At 69.6% G+C, this 16625-nt stretch carries 14 protein-coding genes; 1 reads left to right on the top strand and 13 read right to left on the bottom strand.

The genetic code is table 11. The features are described 5' to 3' along the window. Positions 1–313, top strand: a 313-nt coding sequence (locus tag BMY69_RS14185; protein WP_143070481.1) for an integrase core domain-containing protein, incomplete at its 5' end; no start/stop codon positions are given. A 126-nt stretch (positions 314–439) separates the two neighbouring features. Here the strand turns inward: BMY69_RS14185 and BMY69_RS14180 are convergent. From BMY69_RS14180 to BMY69_RS14120, 13 genes are all read right to left on the bottom strand, one after another. Next, a complete protein-coding gene (locus BMY69_RS14180; RefSeq protein ID WP_090179396.1) occupies positions 440–3538 on the bottom strand; it encodes an efflux RND transporter permease subunit in 3099 nt (1032 codons plus the stop codon). Further along, positions 3538–4620 carry an efflux RND transporter periplasmic adaptor subunit gene (locus BMY69_RS14175; protein ID WP_090179393.1) on the bottom strand — a complete coding sequence of 361 codons (1083 nt, stop codon included), beginning with the start codon at positions 4618–4620 and terminating at the stop codon, positions 3538–3540. Before BMY69_RS14175 ends, BMY69_RS14180 begins: the two co-directional genes overlap by 1 nt. Next, positions 4617–5876: a TolC family protein gene (locus BMY69_RS14170; RefSeq protein ID WP_090179390.1), complete on the bottom strand. Its 1260-nt coding sequence runs from the start codon at positions 5874–5876 to the stop codon at positions 4617–4619. Before BMY69_RS14170 ends, BMY69_RS14175 begins: the two co-directional genes overlap by 4 nt. Before the next feature lie 73 nt (positions 5877–5949). Beyond that, positions 5950–6321, bottom strand: coding sequence for a hypothetical protein (locus BMY69_RS19695; protein ID WP_090179387.1), 372 nt, complete (start codon positions 6319–6321; stop codon positions 5950–5952). Positions 6322–6510: 189 nt separating this feature from the next. After that, positions 6511–7689, bottom strand: a complete 1179-nt coding sequence (locus BMY69_RS14160) for a hypothetical protein (protein WP_255364564.1) — start codon at positions 7687–7689, stop codon at positions 6511–6513. Beyond that, on the bottom strand, positions 7686–8852 hold the full coding sequence (locus BMY69_RS14155) for a glycosyltransferase family 4 protein (RefSeq protein ID WP_090179382.1): 1167 nt from the start codon (positions 8850–8852) through the stop codon (positions 7686–7688). Before BMY69_RS14155 ends, BMY69_RS14160 begins: the two co-directional genes overlap by 4 nt. After that, positions 8849–9487 (bottom strand): polysaccharide deacetylase family protein, encoded by a 639-nt coding sequence (locus BMY69_RS14150; protein ID WP_090179379.1) that lies wholly within the window; start codon positions 9485–9487, stop codon positions 8849–8851. Before BMY69_RS14150 ends, BMY69_RS14155 begins: the two co-directional genes overlap by 4 nt. Further along, positions 9484–10656, bottom strand: coding sequence for a glycosyltransferase family 4 protein (locus tag BMY69_RS14145; RefSeq protein WP_090179376.1), 1173 nt, complete (start codon positions 10654–10656; stop codon positions 9484–9486). Before BMY69_RS14145 ends, BMY69_RS14150 begins: the two co-directional genes overlap by 4 nt. Continuing rightward, positions 10653–11771, bottom strand: coding sequence for a glycosyltransferase (locus tag BMY69_RS14140; RefSeq protein ID WP_090179373.1), 1119 nt, complete (start codon positions 11769–11771; stop codon positions 10653–10655). The genes BMY69_RS14145 and BMY69_RS14140 overlap by 4 nt, the downstream gene beginning before the upstream one ends. Beyond that, complete coding sequence (locus tag BMY69_RS14135) at positions 11768–13123, bottom strand: phenylacetate--CoA ligase family protein (protein WP_090179370.1); 1356 nt, start codon at positions 13121–13123, stop codon at positions 11768–11770. The genes BMY69_RS14140 and BMY69_RS14135 overlap by 4 nt, the downstream gene beginning before the upstream one ends. Beyond that, a complete protein-coding gene (locus BMY69_RS14130; RefSeq protein WP_090179368.1) occupies positions 13120–14382 on the bottom strand; it encodes an O-antigen ligase family protein in 1263 nt (420 codons plus the stop codon). Before BMY69_RS14130 ends, BMY69_RS14135 begins: the two co-directional genes overlap by 4 nt. After that, a complete protein-coding gene (locus BMY69_RS14125) occupies positions 14370–15467 on the bottom strand; it encodes a polysaccharide deacetylase family protein (RefSeq protein ID WP_255364563.1) in 1098 nt (365 codons plus the stop codon). The genes BMY69_RS14130 and BMY69_RS14125 overlap by 13 nt, the downstream gene beginning before the upstream one ends. Before the next feature lie 5 nt (positions 15468–15472). Continuing rightward, positions 15473–16603, bottom strand: coding sequence for a glycosyltransferase family 2 protein (locus BMY69_RS14120; protein ID WP_090179364.1), 1131 nt, complete (start codon positions 16601–16603; stop codon positions 15473–15475). Between the last annotated feature and the right edge of the window lie 22 nt (positions 16604–16625).

The following is a 16625-nucleotide window of genomic DNA, read 5'->3' as shown; positions in this document are numbered from 1 at the left end:
TAAGCCGGGTCTGATCGTGCACACCGATCAGGGGTGCCAATACACCGCCGATCTGTTTGTTGCTCATCTGGCCGAACACGGCGCCATCCAAAGCATGAGCCGCAAAGGCAATTGCTGGGACAACGCCGTGGTCGAGCGGGTCTTCCGGACCCTGAAACACGAATGCCTCGGTGAGGAACGCCTGCCGCGGGAAATGACTCGCGTGGCGGTCATCGACTATCTGGCCGGCTACTACAACCACGAGCGTCTACACTCGACCCTCAACTACCTTCCGCCAGCAGAATTCGAAGCACTGGCGGCTCAATGCTCCTAGCTCGTGGTCCAGGAAAGTCCAGCCACTACAACCTGGCCGCGACAGCTCTTCGCGAAGAGCGACAGGTCCTGGATGCCTCGCGAAAAGCTGTCGCGGCCAGGTCCGCTCCCACACCAGGTCGGCAGATCAGCCGGCGCCCCTCCGTCGCTCCAGCGCGTCGTACATCACCGGCAGCAGGATCAGCGTCAGCAGGGTCGACGTGATGAGGCCGCCCACCACGACGGTGGCGAGCGGACGCTGCGTCTCCGCGCCGACGCCGGTGGAGAGCAGCATCGGCACCAGGCCGAGGATCGCCACGCTGGCGGTCATCAGCACCGGCCGCAGGCGCAGCGTCGCACCGCGCAGCACGGCGTCGCGCACGCTCGCGCCGTCACGGCGCTGTTCGTTGAAGAAGCTCACGAGCACGATGCCGTTGAGCATTGCCACGCCGAACACGGCGATGAAGCCGATGGCCGAGGGCACTGAGAGGTACTGCCCGGTGACGTACAGGCCGACGATGCCGCCGATGATCGCGAACGGCACGTTGGCGAGGATCAGGCCGGCGTGCCGCAGGGAGTGGAAGGCGGTGTACAGCAGCACGAAGATGAAGAAGATCGTGACCGGCACGATGATCGCCAGACGCTTCAGCGCGCGCTGCTGGTTCTCGAACGCGCCGCCCCACTGCGTGTAGTAGCCGGGCGGAAGCTTAACCGCGCTTTCCAGCCGCGCGTTCGCCTCCCGCACGAAACCGTCGATGTCGCGTCCGCGCACGTCCATCTGGATCACCGCGTAGCGTTGCAGCTGCTCGCGGCGAATGAACGAGTAGCCTTCGACGGCGTCGACGTCGGCCACCTGGGACAGCTGCACGAGGGCGCCCGAGGGCGTGCGGATGGGGATCCGTTCGATCGCGGGCAGCGAGGCCCTGGCCGCGTCGTCGAGGCGCACGCTGATGTCGAAGCGACGCACGCCGTCGAGGAGGGCGCCGATGGCCTCGCCGCCGATGCCGTTGCGCACCACCGTCAGCACGTCGTCCGCGTTCAGGCCGTAACGCGACAGGGCGTCGCGATTCACGGCGATGCGGATCTGCGGCTTGCCGATGTTGGCCTCGAGCTCCAGGTCGGCCACGCCGGGGACGCCGGCAAGCGTGTCCTTGATCCGCGCGCTGAGCCGATCGAGGGTCGCGAGATCGTCGCCATACACCTTCAGTGCGAGCGTGGCGCGGACGCCCGACATCAGTTCCTCGATGCGCATCTGGATTGGTTGGGTGTAGCTGACGGCGGCCGTGGGAAGCAGGTCGGTCAGTTCGGCCTGCATCGCTTCCTCGATGCTTTCGAGCGTCTGCCCGTCGCGCCAATGGTCCTTCGGCTTCAGCGGCGTGTAGACCTCCATGTAGTTGACGTCGGCCGTTTCGCCTTTCTCCGCGCGACCGATCATGGCCAGCGTCGTCTCCACTTCCGGGAACCTCGCCTTGATCCGCTCGGCCACGCGCCGCGAGACGTCGATCGATTCGTCGAGCGACGCGGACGGAATCGACGTGATGCGCCACATGATGGCGCCCTCGCGCAGCTCCGGCATGAATTCCTTGCCGAGGAAAGGAAACAGGGCGAGGCTGCCGAGCAGCGCCGCGACCGCGACGCCCGCGACCGTCCTGGCGTGGGCGAGCGCCCAGCCGAGGAGGCGGGCATAGCGGCGCTTCAGCCAGTCCACCAGGCGCGTGTCCTTTTCCGCGCGAGGCTTGAGCAACAGCGCCGCGAGGACGGGTACCAGGGTGAGCGAGAGCAGCAGCGATCCCGCCATCGCGAAGCCGATGTTGAGGGCCATCGGCCGGAACATCTTGCCCTCGAGGCCCTGCAGCCCGAACAGCGGAAGGAACACGACGATGATGATGACGATCGCGAAGGTGACGGGGCCCGCCACCTCGCGCGCGGCGGCCAGCACGGCGGCCGTCCGGTCCGCCGGTTCGCCACGTGCCTCGCGCTCGGCCATGATGCGGAACGCGTTCTCGACCATCACCACCGCGCCGTCGACCATCATGCCGATCGCTATCGCGAGTCCCGCCAGCGACATGAGGTTGGCCGAAAGGCCCGCCTGCGCCATGCCGATGAACGCGATCAGCATCGCGAGGGGCAGGGTGACGACGACGATGAGCGCGCTGCGCAGCTCGCCGAGAAACAGGAACAGTACGACGGCGACGAGGGTCGATCCTTCGACGAGCGCGCGCACGGCGGTGCCCACGGCCGCGTCGACGAGTCCGGTCCGCTCATATACCGGACGAATCGCGACGCCGGCGGGCAAGGCACGCTGGACCACGTCCAGCCGCGCCTTGACGGCGTCCACGACGGTGCGGGCGTTCTCGCCGATGCGCGCCAGCGCCTGTCCCATGACGACCTCCTTGCCGTCGCGGGTCACGGCGCCGGTGCGGGGCGCGCCAGCCTCCGTCACGGTGGCGACATCGCGCACGCGCACGGGTGTGCCGTCTTCCGTCTTCAGCACGATGGCGCCGATGTCGTTCGCATCGCGAACGAGTCCGAGACCGCGAACGAGGTATTGCTCGCGGCCCACGTCGATGAAGTTTCCGCCGACCTGCGCATTGTTCGCCTCGAGCGCCTGCATCACGTCGCGCAAGCCCAGCTCGTGCGCGATCAGCCGCAGCGGATCGATCCGCACCTGGAACTGCTTCTGCCTGCCGCCCCACGACGTGACGTCGTCGACACCCGCGGCCGTCCGCAACACGAGGCGAACGGTCCAGTCCTGGAGGGTGCGCAGGTCCATGTCGTCCGGCGCGCCTTTCAGGCTTTCATCCGCGCGCTCCACCGTGTACCAGAACACCTGGCCCAGGCCCGACGTGTTCGGCCCCATCTCCGGCTTGCCGTAGCCCGCGGGGAGCCGGTCGCCCACCTGCTGGAGGCGCTCGTTGACCAGCTGCCGCGCGAAGTAGACATCCATGTCGTCGTCGAAGTAGACGGCCACGTACGACAGGCCGAACAGGCTCACCGAGCGGATCTCCGTCACCGAGGGCAAGCCCGCCAGCGCCGATTCGACGGGCGTCGTCAAGAGCTGTTCGACGTCCTCGGCGGCCAGCCCAGGCGCTTCGGTGTACACGTTCACCTGGACGGGCGTGACATCGGGAAAGGCGTCGACCGGCAACGTCATGGCGGCGCGGATGCCTAGCGCCGCGATCGCGAGGAACGCGAGGATGACGAGCAGCCGGTACTTCAACGAGAGTTCGACGATCCGTGCCAGCATCAGTGCTCTCCCAGCTGCGAACGCAGCAGCCGCGCCTTCAGCGCGAACGCGCCCTTGCTCACGTAAGCGGTCCCTGCCTTCGCGCCCTCGCGGATCTCCGTCCAGCCGCCGCGCGTGTCGCCCGTCCGCACCGGCACCGCCTCGAACTGCCCCGGCTTCGCGCGGCGAACGAACAGCGTGGGCTGGTTCTGCAGCAGCACGATGGCGTCGGCCGGCACCGCGAGGCGACGCACCTGGGAGGCGAGCGCGATGCGTGCCTCGACGAGCTCGCCGGGGTGCAGCAGGTCGTTCTCGTTGTCCACCTGGATGCGTACGTCGACGGTGCGGGTCTTCTCGTCCGTCTGGTGCGATCGCTGGATGACCTTGCCCGGAAGTTCGCTTCCGTGGGCGACCACGACGACGGCGTCGCCTTCCTTGACCTGCTCAGCGGCCGCGGGCGCGAGGCGTGCCTCGACCCACACCGACGACTCGGACACGAGCGTGAAGAGCGTGCGGCCCGGTTCGATGCGCTCGCCGACGAGGAACGCGTCCGTCGTCACGCGACCCGGACCCGGTGCCACGAGCTCGAACGTGCCGTCGGCGGCCGCCGAACCGCGCCGGAAGAGACGGGCGATCTGGGCGTCGGTGAGGCCATACGCCCTCAGGCGCGCGCGCGCCTGGTCGCGCTCGATCAGCGCCTCGTTGTAGCGACGGGCCGAGACGGCCCGCTTGCCCAACGCGGCGACCCGGTTCCAGTCCTGCGTCGCGACGACGAGCCTGCCCTGCGTTTCGGCGACGTCGACGCTGGACAGCACCACGAGAGTGTCGCCCGCCGCGACCACGTCGCCGAGCTTCGCCCTGCGCGAGACCACCTGCGACGCCACGCGCGGCGATACCAGCAGCGTGTTGTACGCGTCGACGCGCACCTCGCCGGGCGCGTTCACTTCGTCGGCGACGACTCGCGGCGTCAGGGATTCGATCACGATGCCGGCGTCGCGGATCGCCGCGGCGTCGAGGGTCAGCGGATCGTCGGCCGGTTCATGCGCGGCATGCGCGGCACACGAGACGAGGCACAGCAGGATGGCAAAAAGGCGGACGTTCATGCGGAAGGTTCCTGCGAGGTGCCGTCGATCCAGACAGTCAGTCGGCCGGCGGCGGCGAGATAGTCGAACCAGGCCTGCCAGGCCTGGCTTTCCAGCGCGAGGCCGGCGAGCGCAGTGTCGAGGCTCTGCTTGAGTTGCACGAGGTAATCGGACGTTCCGATCTCACCCGCCTGCCACAGACGGCCCAGGGTGTCCGCCCGCTCGTCGAACGCCGCGGCGCGGCTCTGCCGGAAGGCCACGCTGGCGTTGCGCAGCGCCTGGTACGTGGCGCGGGCCTGCACGAGCGTCGCCTCCGATCGCAGCGCGACAGCGTGACGGGACGCGAACGCGGCATCGGCGTCCGCGCGCGCGGCGGCGACGTCGGCACGTCCGCTGTTCAGCAGCGGCAGGGGCACGGCCACGCTGAGTCCCACGACGCGATCGGTGCGCGGTCCGCTGCGGACGCGACCACCGGTGAGGCTGACGGTCGGATCGGGCAGACGGGCGCGCTGCGCCACCGTCACGCCGGCATCGGCGCGATCCTGCTGCGCGCGCGCAAGGCGCAGGTCGGGGCGATCCTCGGCGTCGGCGGGCACCACGGCCGCGCCGTCGGGGAGTGTCGAACCCGACAGGTCGGCCGCTCGGCGCGAAGCGCCGCCGTCGATCGCGGCCATCGCCGCGAGCGCGCCGGCCTCCTGGCTCGCCAGCGACGCCTGCTGGATCTCGGCCTCGCCGAGGGCCAGCGCCGCGAGATCGCGTTCCGGCGCGCCGATGTCGCCAACGCGCAGGCGCTGCTCCGCGAGTTCGTCGAAGCGCCGCATCAGCGCGACGCGGCGCTCGCCCAGTGCACGTTGTTCGCGCGCGTACGCCGCGCCTGTCGATGCTTTCAGCCAGTCGGCGGCGACATCGCGACGCGCCACAGCGAAGGCCGCTTCGCGCATGCGCACCTCGGCATCGCCCTCCACCATGCGAGCGCGCCGCTTGCCGGTCACATCGAGCGCAAGGCTCGCGCCGACCGTCCGCCGGTCGACATCGGCATTTTCGCCCTCGAACTGGATCGACGGGTTGTACAACGGCTGCGCGGCGGCATCCGCGCGCGCGAGGGCCGCGCGCCGCTCCGCGTCGGCTCGCCGCACCTGCGGGCTGGCCGCCCAGACCTCGTGGATCGCGGCGCGAACCGCGACGGGCGCCGGAGGAAGCGACACGGGCGTCGCCGAAATCGCGGCGACGAAAAACGCGCACACGGCGCCAGCCGGCGCGGCACGATGAAAAGCCATGGAACGATCTCCTGAACACCGAACACGGATCGGCGCGGCCGCTCACGCGACCGGCACCGGACGAGGGACGGAATCAGGCGATCGGAGGGCGCAGGAGGGATTGGCGGAACGCGGGCGTGGGCGCGTCGGGAAGCGCCGCGCGCAGCGGCGACGGCGGCACCCCGAACGTCGCGACGCTCACGCTGCTGGGTAACGCCACGGCATGCGCGCAGCTGCAATGGCAGCCGCCACCTTCACCGGCGAGGCAGGCATCGCCGTCGCCATCCGTCGCATCCGCGATGGCGACGACGGCGGTCCCCGCGTCCGCGGCGAATGCGACGCGCGGCCCGTCGAGCACGCACGCGGTCGACATCGCCACCTTGAACAGCAGCACCGCAAGCGCGAGCACCCACACGCCGCGATGGCGACGGAGGCGGTCGAACAAGGTGGAAGGGCGGCGCTGCATGCCGGGGATGCTAGTGGAGGCGGTGCATGTCGTGCAACGCGGCGGACACGCGTGCGGCGAGGCGAAGAGCCGTCGGCCCTCACCCTCGCCGCTCCGAGTTGCAGCGACGGTGCAGCCGGAGCGGCGAGGCTGGCGACCGACGGCGCCCTACGCGACGCCCGTGACGCCATGGCGGCATCGACGAAAGCGCTACACGACCGCCAGCGACGGTGGGACCTCCACCTTGCCCGGCTTGCCCAGTTCGAAGTCGCGGTACCGGCCGGGATCGCCCGTCATGCCTGCCTCGGCGGCTTTCGCGATGTTGTACATCTCGCGCGCCGTGACGTAGTGGAGCACGTGGCGCCGGCCGTCGTTGTACGCCGTTTCCAGGTAGGTGTGCATGTCGTCGACGGGCTTGCCGAGGAGGGTGTCCATGTCGCGCTCCTGCGTGCCGTGGGTGTGCACCTTGACGAACACCCACTCGGGGCGGCCTTCGACGTGGATGCCAGTGCGTACCCATTGATCGACGCGGGTCTTCGTTGGCGGGCAGCCGCGGCGGACATCGGCGTTCTCGATGCGCGGAATGATGCCGAAGCGGCGGTCCTTCCAGTTCAGGCCCAGCGGACCCTGGATGATGAGCAGGTCGCCGGTGGGCGCGCCGCCGACGCGCATGGGCACGCCGGTGTCGTGCGACTTCGGCTTGTGCGGGTCGTCGGTGGCGTAATAGATCGCATTGGAGAGGCGGGTCTGTGTATCGCTGGGAGCCGAGGGCAGGGTGAAATCGGCGTAGCAGCCCAGGTCGCGCAGCAGGACCAGCTCGTTGTCGATGCCGCACCAGCGGCCGTCTTTCCGCGAGTTGTCCAGGCACCAGTTGCCGTGGATGAACGCGAAGCGCAGCTGGCCTGTCACCGGATCGCGCGGGAGCGCTCCATGCTTCTCGTGCAGCAGGCGGTTGAAGCGGTCCATGGTGACGACGAAATTCTCGGGCGTGTCGTTGTCGTGGTGCAGGTGGATCTCGATCTCGCCGAAGCCGTCGGCGCAGAGCGCGGCGATCTTGTCGAGGTGTTCCTCGACGTACTCCTCTTCGGGGTAGAAGAAGCAGTGCTGCGGCATGATGCCGTCGGCGTCGCGATGGCGCGACGCCATGGCCCGGTATTCCGTGCACCAGCGGTCGACGCGACGGCGCTGCGTGTCCATGTCCACGCGGCCCCAGTTCGGCTCGAAATGGTCGACGAAGCAGAACAGCACGTGCACCGGCCTATCGACGCGCGGCGGCTTGCGCCGGGTGAGGTAGCCCCAGAGCCAGTACTGCATGTTGCGCGCGCGGATGGCGACGGTGAGCGCCGCGGCGGCGAGCACGAGGAGCACGAGCAGGGTGGCGACGATCACGCGTTGGCTCCGGTCGGGACCAGCGTGAGCAACTGCTCGGCGTTGTTGCGCCATTGCCGCTCGCTGGCGATGTAGTGTCGCGCGGCGTCACCCACGCGCCTGCGTTCGTCGGAACGCTGCGCCAGTTCGAGCACGCGCTCGACACAGGCCGCGGCGTCGCCACGCGGGAACAGCCAGCCCGTGTGGCCATCGGCGATCACCTCGGCCACCGGTGCGTAATCCGGCGCGACCACGGCGACCCCCATGCCCATGAACTCGAACAGTTTCATGGGAGAGCCGTAGTGGTTGGAATTCGGCAGGACGGCATAGTCCATGCAGGCGATCCAGCTGGCCACTTCTTCGTGGGGGACACGGCCCGGCAGCAGCACGCGGTCCGCGAGGCCCCGCGCGGCGATCAGCGTCCGCACGGCGGGCAGCGTCTTGCCGTCGCCGACGAAGACCAGCGCCAGATCGGGGACCGCGTCCAGGCGGTTGGCGATGGCCTCGACGAATCCGTCGACGCCATGCCAGTGCGCGAACGCGCCGATGTGGCCGCACACCGTGCGGCCGGTGAGTCCGCGCTGCGCGCGAAGGCGCTCCCGATCGAACTTCGCCGGATCGAAGCGCGGCAGGTCGACCGCGTTCGGGGAGACGACGCTCGGCGCGATGTCGCCGTAGGCCGCTTCGGCGAGGTCGCGGAAGTACGTCGAAATGAACACCAGACCCGTGGCGTGGCGCAGGCACCAGCCCTCGATGCGACGCGCGAGGCGCTTCATGGTGAGGGGGCGGACGCGGTCGACGAGGGCCGAATCGTTGATTTCGAGCACGACGGGGATGCCGCGTCGGCGGGCCATCCAGATGGTCGCGAAGAGGAAGAGCGAATAGCGCTCGTAGATGAGCTTCGGCGGGGCGGCGCGCCAGGCGCGACGCATGCGTAGCATCGTCACCGCGTTGTAGAGCAGCTCGAAGAGCTCGAACACCACGCCGGGCAAGCGGGTGACGAGGCCGGCGAGGCGCCCGCGACCGGGCGTCGCCGTGGTTTCGGTCTCGCGTTCCGGATCGGCGCCGGGGAACGACATGACGTCCACGTCGTGGCCGAGCTCGCGCAGCGCGCCGACGATACCGCGGATGTGCACGCCTTCGACGTGCCGGCCGCGCGTGCGGTGGTGGTAGAGGATCCTCACCGGGCGCTCCCGGGCAGCGCGGCGAAGCGCATGCCCTGCGCGAGCCACTCCGGCAGCAGCACGTCGAGCGCGTCGGCGGCCTTGTCGCTGTCGTCGTGCATGAGCACGATGTCGCCGGGCGCGGGCGGATCGTCGCGCAGGCGGGCGATCAGGGCCTCGACGGGCCGGTCCTGGTAGTCGAGGCTGTCGTACGACCAGTACACCAGGCTGCGCTTGCGCCTCGCGAAGTGAGCGAGCAGCTGCGCGCCGACGTAACCGTGCGGCGGTCGCATGCGATGGTGGGGACGGTCGTCGAACAGGCGCAGCAGGGCGTCGGTACGGTAGACCTCGTCGAGCTGCTTCGTGAGGTTCATGTTGTCGAACGACCAGTGGCTGTACGAATGGTTGCCGATCATGTGGCCCTCGGCGACGATCCGCTGCACGATTTCGGGGTACTGCTCGATCTTCTCGCCGACCAGGAAGAAGCTGGCCTTGACCTCGTGGCGGGCGAGCGTGTCGAGCAGCTTCGGAGTGTGGCCCGGTTCGGGGCCGTCGTCGAAGCTCAGGTAGCGCAGCGCGGCGTCGCGCGTGCGCGTCATGACCAGCCTCTCGGGCAGCAGGCCGAGCAGGTCCTGTCGTTTCGGTTTCCAGTTCATGCGTTCGCGCCAAGATGGGCTGGGGACCCGGCGGCGACACGGCCGAGCATACGCTCCAGCCGGTCGATGTTCTCGTCCCAGCGGAAGGTGGCGGCGTGCGCCGCGATCGCCGCGGGATCGAAATGTCGTTCGAAGGCTTCGACCAGCGCCACGCCGAGCTCGTGCGGCTGGTGCGGCGGGACGAGGATGCCCGCGTGCGTGGGCAGCACCTCGGGAATGCCGCCGACGCTGCTGGCGACCACGGGCGTGCCGCAGGCCATGGCCTCGAGGATCACGTTGGGCACCCCTTCGTTGTGGCTCGGCAGGCAGAGGACGTCGGCGGCGACGAACCAGTCGGCCAGCGCGGCATGGTCGACGGCGCCCGCGAAGCGCACGGCGGGCGCGCAGCACAGCGACGCGGCGCGGTCTTCCAGGTTCGCGCGGCACGGACCGTCCCCGACGTAGACGAGGCGTGCGTCGTGGTGGCGCCTGACCAGCGCGGGAAACGCTTCGATGAGGTCATGGCAGCCCTTCGTCGCCTTCAGGTTGCCGGCGTACAGCACGACGGGTACCTCGGGCGGCAACCCGAGACGCGCGCGCGCCGCGCGGCGGTCGCCACGGTGGAAGAGCTTCGTGTCCACGCCGTTGTAGATCGCCTCGACCGCTTCGCGGCGCGCGCCCAGCGCGTTGGCCTTGGCCGCGAGCGCGCGGCTGACGGCGATGATGCCGCCGGCCCCGCGCAGCGCCGAACGGATCTGCGGGCGGCGCAGGCGCGATTCCGCCTGCACGTTGAGGTCGCTGCCGTGCACCTTCACCACGTAGGGAATGCCGAGAAGCCGTGCGACCCACGCTGCGCCGGCGGCGTCGGGATACGCCCAGCTGGCGAGCATCACGTCGTAGCGGGCCCTGCGCAGTTCGCCACCGCGCTGCCACATCATGCAGGCGAAGAAGCAGAAGGCGTTGAGGAAACGCGCGAAGCCGGGTGGGTGGTAGAACGTGAAGTGATCGGCGCGGACGCCGGGGACGCGCACGTCTTCCTTCGGACCGCCCGCGCGTTCGCGGAAGTCGACGGCGGTGAGCACGTCGACGTCGTGGCGGTCGCCGAGGCGCTGGAACTGCTGGCGGTTGAACGCGCCGCGGCGCGGGTCCCACGGTGTGGGGAAGAGGTTGGTCACCACGAGGATTTTCATCGGGTGGTCTCCATGTCGCCGAAGTAGAGCTGTCCATAACGCGCGGCCATGGCCTCCATGGAGCCATGCGTTTCGACCCATGCGCGCGCGGCGCGCCCGAGCGTGTTCGCCCGGGTCGAGGCGTGCAGCATCTCCAGGATCGCGGCGGCCAGCGCGGGCGGGTCGCAGGGCGGCACGAGGCGTCCGGTGGCCTCGTCGCGGACGATCTCGGCGTTGCCGCCGACGTCGGTGGCGACGATCGGCAGGCCGGCGGCGCAGGCCTCGAGCAGCGCCATCGAATAACCCTCGGTCACCGACGACAGCGCGAACACGTCGAAGCCCTGCAGCAGTTCCCGCACATCGTCGCGGTCGCCGAGGAAGTGCACGCAGCCGGCGACGCCTTCGTCGAACGCGGCGGCGCGCAGCGTCGCGCGCAACTCCCCGTCGCCGACCAGCACGAGCGCCGTGTCGGGCCGCGCGTGGCGGACGATGCGGAAGGCGCGGATCAGGCTGGCCTGGTCCTTCGCCCAGTTGAGGCGGCCGACCGTGCCGATGATCCGCGTGCCGGACGGCACGCGGATCATGTGCGCGAGGCGCTCGTGCATGGCGTCCGACGCCGTGTCGAAGCCGTCGAGCACGATGCCGTTGGGCACCACGCAGGTCTTGGCCGCCGGTGCGATGCCGCGACGCACGGCGTCGCTGCGGGCGGCTTCGCACACCGCGACCACGGCGTCGGTGGCCTTGAGCGCGCGGCGGAACAGCCATTCGCGCCGGCCAGGCTTGCGCTGGGCACCCATGCCGTGGCGGGTGTTGACGACCTGGCGGATGCCCATGCCGGCGCTGGCGAGCACGGCCTGGTAGTGCGCCACGGCGTTATGGGTATGCAGGACCTCGGTGTAATGCCCCGCCAGCGCGGCACGCGCACGGCCCAGGGCGCGCAGGTCGAAGCCCTTGCGCTTGTGGCAGGCGGTGACCGGCACGCCGAGCGCGTCCAGTTCCACCGCCAGCGTGCCGCGCTCGAACAGGCAGACCACCTGGACCTTATGGCCGAGGCGGTGCTGTTCCTTGACGAGATCCAGCACCATGCGTTCGAGGCCGCCGCGATTCAGGTTCTCGACGAAGTGGGTGATGTTCACGGGGCCAGCTCCGAAACGGTGACGCGCAGCTTTCCGCTGCGGGTCAGCGGGATGTCGTCGACAAAGTGGCAGTGCAGCTCGGCGCTGTCGCCCAGCACCCGGGACACCTCGCGACGGATGTAGTCGAGCGAGGCGTCCTCGAAGCCACGGCCGCGCACGATGGAGAGGTCGAGCCGGTCGAGCCGGCGCTGCACGAGCTGGAAGCGCGCGAGGCCTGGAACGTCCTTGAGCATGTGCGGAAAAAACTCGCCGGGAAGGACGTGACCCGCCGGCGTGCGGATGGCGTCGAGCTTGCGCCCGTCCACGGACGCAAGGAGCGGCAGGCCGCGTCCGCAGGGGCAGGCGTCCGTCGCATGGGTGGCCATGTCGCCGTTGACGTAACGGATGAACGGCATGCCGTAGTTGAAAAGATCGGTGATGGCGACCTCGCCGCTGCCCGCGTGGATGGGCATGCCATCGGGGTCCAGCGTTTCGACCAGCAGGTGGTCGGCGTTCACATGAAGCCCCTGCCGGTGCTCGCATTCGGACGCGATGAGCATGAACTCGCGGCATCCGTAGGTGTTGAACGCCGGCGCGCCGAAGGCCTTCTCGATGATCTCGCGCTGGAACGGATGCAACGCCTCGGCCGCGCCGATGATCGACGCCGGGCGATGCACCTGGCGCCCGTTCGCGAGCAGCCACTCGGCGAGGCGGACCAGCGGCCCCACGTAACCGACCACGACCTCGGGGCGGTAGTCGTCGATCGCGTCCGCGTAATCCGCCATGGTCGACTCGCTCATGTGGAAGCTGTCGAGCAGGCGGCGCGCGAAGACGGCGTTGTACACGCGGTCCTTCATCCGGTGCGCGACGCTGCGCTGGCCGACCGCGCCGCCCCACAGGAACAGCGTGCGCCGGCCCATGCGCGAACCGGCCCAGCCGTAGCCGCGCCACATGACCGCCACGCGGCGATCGTTGCTTTCGCGCGTGAAGCCGAAGCGCAGCGGTTCGCCGGTGGAGCCGCCGGTGGCCTTGTATCCGAGGCTATCCTTCAGCGACGTGGCCTTGATGTCCTCCGCGTTGTCGCGAATGTCGGCCTTCGTCAGCACGGGCAGGTGCGCGTAGTCGTCGAGGCTGCGGATGTCGCCGGGCGCGATGCCGGCCTGCGTCCAGCGACGGCGGTAGTAGGGCACCTCGCGCCAGCACCACTCGAGCAGGCGCTTCAGGCGCTCGAACTGCAGCGTCCGCACCTCCGCGGGCGCGAGCCACTGGTCGCGCTCGTAGCGATGCATGTGCCGCGGCGTCTCGCGACGGCGGAGGCCGCCTTCGTAGGCGGGCCAGAGGACGTGGCGCAGCAATGTCTCGTAGGTCTTCATGTGGTTCGCAGCAGCACGGCGACGAGGACGAACAGGCCGAAGACGCCGCAGGCGCCCGCGGGCACCCAGCGCCAGCCGCCGTCGGAAAGGCGGAACGCGGGCAGGTCGGGCCAGCGGCGGCGCGCGCCGACGTAGTGGCCCGCGACGAGGGCGGCGATGAGGTAGAGGACGACCATGTAGCTGCGGCTCAGGAAGAACGCGGCCGCGAACAGGCCGCACAGCGACAGCAGCAGCGTCAGCGCCATCTGCCGCTCGGTGGTCCACTGCGCCTCGACGGTCGGGTCGCCGGACGGCACGTGGCGGTGGCGCACGATGGAGAGCATCATCCAGAAGCCGTAGCCGACGAAGGCGAGCCACAGCACGAACCCCGCGAAGCCGGTTTCGGCGAGGACGAGCACGAACGAGTTGTGGGCGGTGAGGTCGTTGTACTCGGTGAAGTTACCGGCGCCGACACCGAAGACGGGATTCTCGCGGAACATCTCCAGCCCCGCGTACCAGGCGTCGACACGGCCGGCAGCCGATTCCTCGCCCGCGTCGAGCTCGTCCATGCGCGACGAGAGCAGCTTCATGGCGGCGAGCCCGAGCACGCCGAGCGTTCCCGCGACCACGATGCCCTTGCGGTACCAGAGGTAACAGCCCGCGACGACCAGCACGGCGAGCATCGCGCCGCGCGAATTGGTCAGGTAGGTGCCGTAGAGCAGCAGCATCGCGGCGCCCAGCCAGACGAAGCGCATCGCGCCGGCGCCGCGGCGGCCGAGGAACACGGCCATCGGCAGCGTCGCGGCGAACAGCAGGCCGAGGTCGTTGGGGTCGTTGAAGATGCCGACGTACTGGATGCGGCCGCCTTCGCCGAGTGGGATCCCGGTCCAGCCCATGCCCGTCTTCGCCTGCTCGACGCCGTGCAGTGCGAGCACCGACGCGCAGGCCACGAAGACGACCATGGCGATGCGCACCCGTTTCTGGGTGCTGCACGCGGCACCGAACACGAAGAAGGCGATCACGACGGGACCGAAGCGGGCGAGTTCGTCGACGGCGCCGCCGCTCCACCCGTTCGTGACCTGCGAGATCATGAGGATCAGCAGGAACGCGGGAAGGATGACGAACTGCGGCGCCTCGAACGTCTTCGCCTTCGACGCGAGCCACGCGACGAAGGCGAGCATCAGGACGACCGGGAGGATCGGTACGGTGTCGAGACCCGGCACGTAATCCTGCGGCCGGATGATCGTCAGCACCACATAGAGGAGGATCAGGGGGAACATGGTTGCCCCGCCGGTCCGGTGGCCTGGTGGGCCGCGGTGGGATAGCTCATCAGCTGGGGCAGGGCGAGCATCGCGGCGAACCAGCCCGGGCCCATGTTGCTCTCCACCGGCAGGCGATACAGCGAATAACGGTTCTCGCTGGGCTCCGCGTTCGTGCCGCAGACGTAGCTGCATGCGAGCTGGAAGCCCGCGTTGCGGGTGGCGTCGACGACGGCGTCGTTATAGGCGCGGTCGCCACCGACCGGGTAGGACATCAGGATGGCCGGATTGCGCAGCTCGCGATCGAGGGTGGCTTTCGATTCGCGGATCTCGCGGACCATCTCGTCCTGCGGCAGCCGCGCGAGCATGCGGTGGTGCACGCCGTGCGACCCGAATTCGAGTCCCGCCGATTCCATCTCGCGCGCCTGCGCCCAGGTCATGGGCCGGCAGTCCACGGGCCGCGCCTGCGCGGATGGCATGTCCCACTCCGCTTCGAGCCTCGCGATCATCGCGGACTGGCCGAAGGCGTCGAGCCACTTCATGCGCAGCAGCACGTTGCCGGCGATACGCCGGCGCTGGGCACGAACGGACGGCAGCGCGATGTCGATGCCCAGCTCCGGCAGCACCAGCCGCTCCGCCCGGGTCAGCAGGATCATGTGGACGAGCCAGTCGTACGCGTACGGCCGGCCACTGTCGATGTGGCCCGTGGACACGAAGAAGGTGGCGGGCACGCCGACCTCGTCGAGAATAGGGGCCGCGATGCGATAGTTGTCGTCGTAGCCGTCGTCGAACGTCACGGCGACGGTGTCGGGCGGCAGCGCCTCGCCGGCGTCGAGCGCGGCGACGATGTCGGTCAGGCGCATCGGCCGGAAATAGCGCTTGATCCGCAGCATCTGCTCGCGGAACTCCGCCGGTGGCGTGCTGATGAGCTCGAGGTCGAACTCGTAGGTGTCCGGATCGGGCAGCGGCATCACGCGGTGGTAGGCGAGGATGCGCAGGTCGCGCTGCCACCAGGCGCGGACGCGCTGCAGCGAATGCAGCAGGCCGCTGGAATAGCACAGTTCGCCGAGCCGGCCGCGGATGCCGGGCGCGCCGCGCGTGGTCATGTCGTTCACCATAGATGGAGCCTGCGGTTGCGTGCGAAGGCGAGGAGTGCCTGGGCGGCGAAGAGGTTGAGGTAGAAGAAGGCCACGGCGATGCGCAGCGGCAGCAGGCGACCGAGCGGCGGGCGAAGGCGTGCGACGCCGACGAGCAGCAGGCCGCCGACCAGTCCGCCGAACGCCAGCGCGTACATCGGATGGCGCGTGACGAGGAGGCCGCTGCTGACCGTCAGCGCGACGATGAGCCAGGGCGCCAGCAGGCGCAGCACCTTGTGGCTGACGAAGCGGAACCAGAGCGGGTTCGACCACGGCGCGAGGAGCCAGGGCGCCAGCTGCATCAGCTGGAAGTTGCCGGCGAGCGTGCGGATCTTCCGGCGCCGTTCGTCCTCGGGCACCTGCGACGGCTGGTCCCACGCCATGGCCCTCGGTTCGAACACGACGCGCTTGCCCTGCGCCGCGACACGCATCGGGACGAGGACATCGTCGAGCACAGTGCCCGGTGGCAGCGGACGGAACAAGGAGCGGCGCATCGCGTACAGCGCGCCGCTCACGCCGATCGTGGAGCCGGACAGGCTCTCGGCATGGCGGATCGTCTTTTCGTAGCGCCAGTAGAAGTCCACGCCCTGCGCGAAGCCGGTGCGGACGTTTTCCATGTGCAGCTCGCCGCCCACCGCGCCGACCGTCGGATCGCCGAGGTTCGCCACCAGTTCGCGGAGCGCTACGGGAGAGAGGCGTTGCCGGATGTCGGTGAAAAGCAGGACGTCACCGGTCGAGGCCGCCACGGCGTCGTTGAGGCACTCGGCCTTGCCGCGACGTTCCGGGTGCTCGATCACGGTCAGCCGCGGATCCGTCGAACGGCGTGCCATCCCGACGGTGCCGTCATGGCAACCGTCGCAGACGAGGACTATCTCCACGAGTTCCGAGGGGTAGTCGAGCTGGCGCAGGTTGACGAGTTTCGCGCGCAGGTAGCGCTCGCCGTCGTGGACGGCGACGACGATGCTCACGCGCGGCAGGATCGCCTGCCTGGCGACCGGCCGCGGACGCAGCCGTGCCTGGAGCCACACGATCAGCGGATAGCCCACGAAGACGTGGACCAGCAGCAGCGCGGACGTCCAGCAGACGAACCAGGCGATGTGGGTCATGTCGGCGTTCCCCCCGGGCGCC

It is taken from the genome of Luteibacter sp. UNC138MFCol5.1 (genome assembly GCF_900110505.1).
In the GTDB taxonomy this organism is placed as follows: Bacteria; Pseudomonadota; Gammaproteobacteria; order Xanthomonadales; family Rhodanobacteraceae; genus Luteibacter.
Note: the sequence above shows the minus strand (reverse complement) of the source record. Positions and strands in the feature narration are given on the sequence as shown.

Excerpts from the sequence above, each read along its gene's own strand:
- BMY69_RS14130 (WP_090179368.1), bottom strand. The coding sequence starts at position 14,382 with ATGTTCCCCCTGATCCTCCTCTATGTGGTGCTGACGATCATCCGGCCG.
- BMY69_RS19695 (WP_090179387.1), bottom strand. The coding sequence starts at position 6,321 with ATGCAGCGCCGCCCTTCCACCTTGTTCGACCGCCTCCGTCGCCATCGC.
- BMY69_RS14120 (WP_090179364.1), bottom strand. The coding sequence starts at position 16,603 with ATGACCCACATCGCCTGGTTCGTCTGCTGGACGTCCGCGCTGCTGCTG.
- BMY69_RS14125 (WP_255364563.1), bottom strand. The coding sequence starts at position 15,467 with ATGACCACGCGCGGCGCGCCCGGCATCCGCGGCCGGCTCGGCGAACTG.
- BMY69_RS14150 (WP_090179379.1), bottom strand. The coding sequence starts at position 9,487 with ATGAACTGGAAACCGAAACGACAGGACCTGCTCGGCCTGCTGCCCGAG.
- BMY69_RS14175 (WP_090179393.1), bottom strand. The coding sequence starts at position 4,620 with ATGAACGTCCGCCTTTTTGCCATCCTGCTGTGCCTCGTCTCGTGTGCC.
- BMY69_RS14145 (WP_090179376.1), bottom strand. The coding sequence starts at position 10,656 with ATGAAAATCCTCGTGGTGACCAACCTCTTCCCCACACCGTGGGACCCG.
- BMY69_RS14180 (WP_090179396.1), bottom strand. The coding sequence starts at position 3,538 with ATGCTGGCACGGATCGTCGAACTCTCGTTGAAGTACCGGCTGCTCGTC.
- BMY69_RS14170 (WP_090179390.1), bottom strand. The coding sequence starts at position 5,876 with ATGGCTTTTCATCGTGCCGCGCCGGCTGGCGCCGTGTGCGCGTTTTTC.
- BMY69_RS14135 (WP_090179370.1), bottom strand. The coding sequence starts at position 13,123 with ATGAAGACCTACGAGACATTGCTGCGCCACGTCCTCTGGCCCGCCTAC.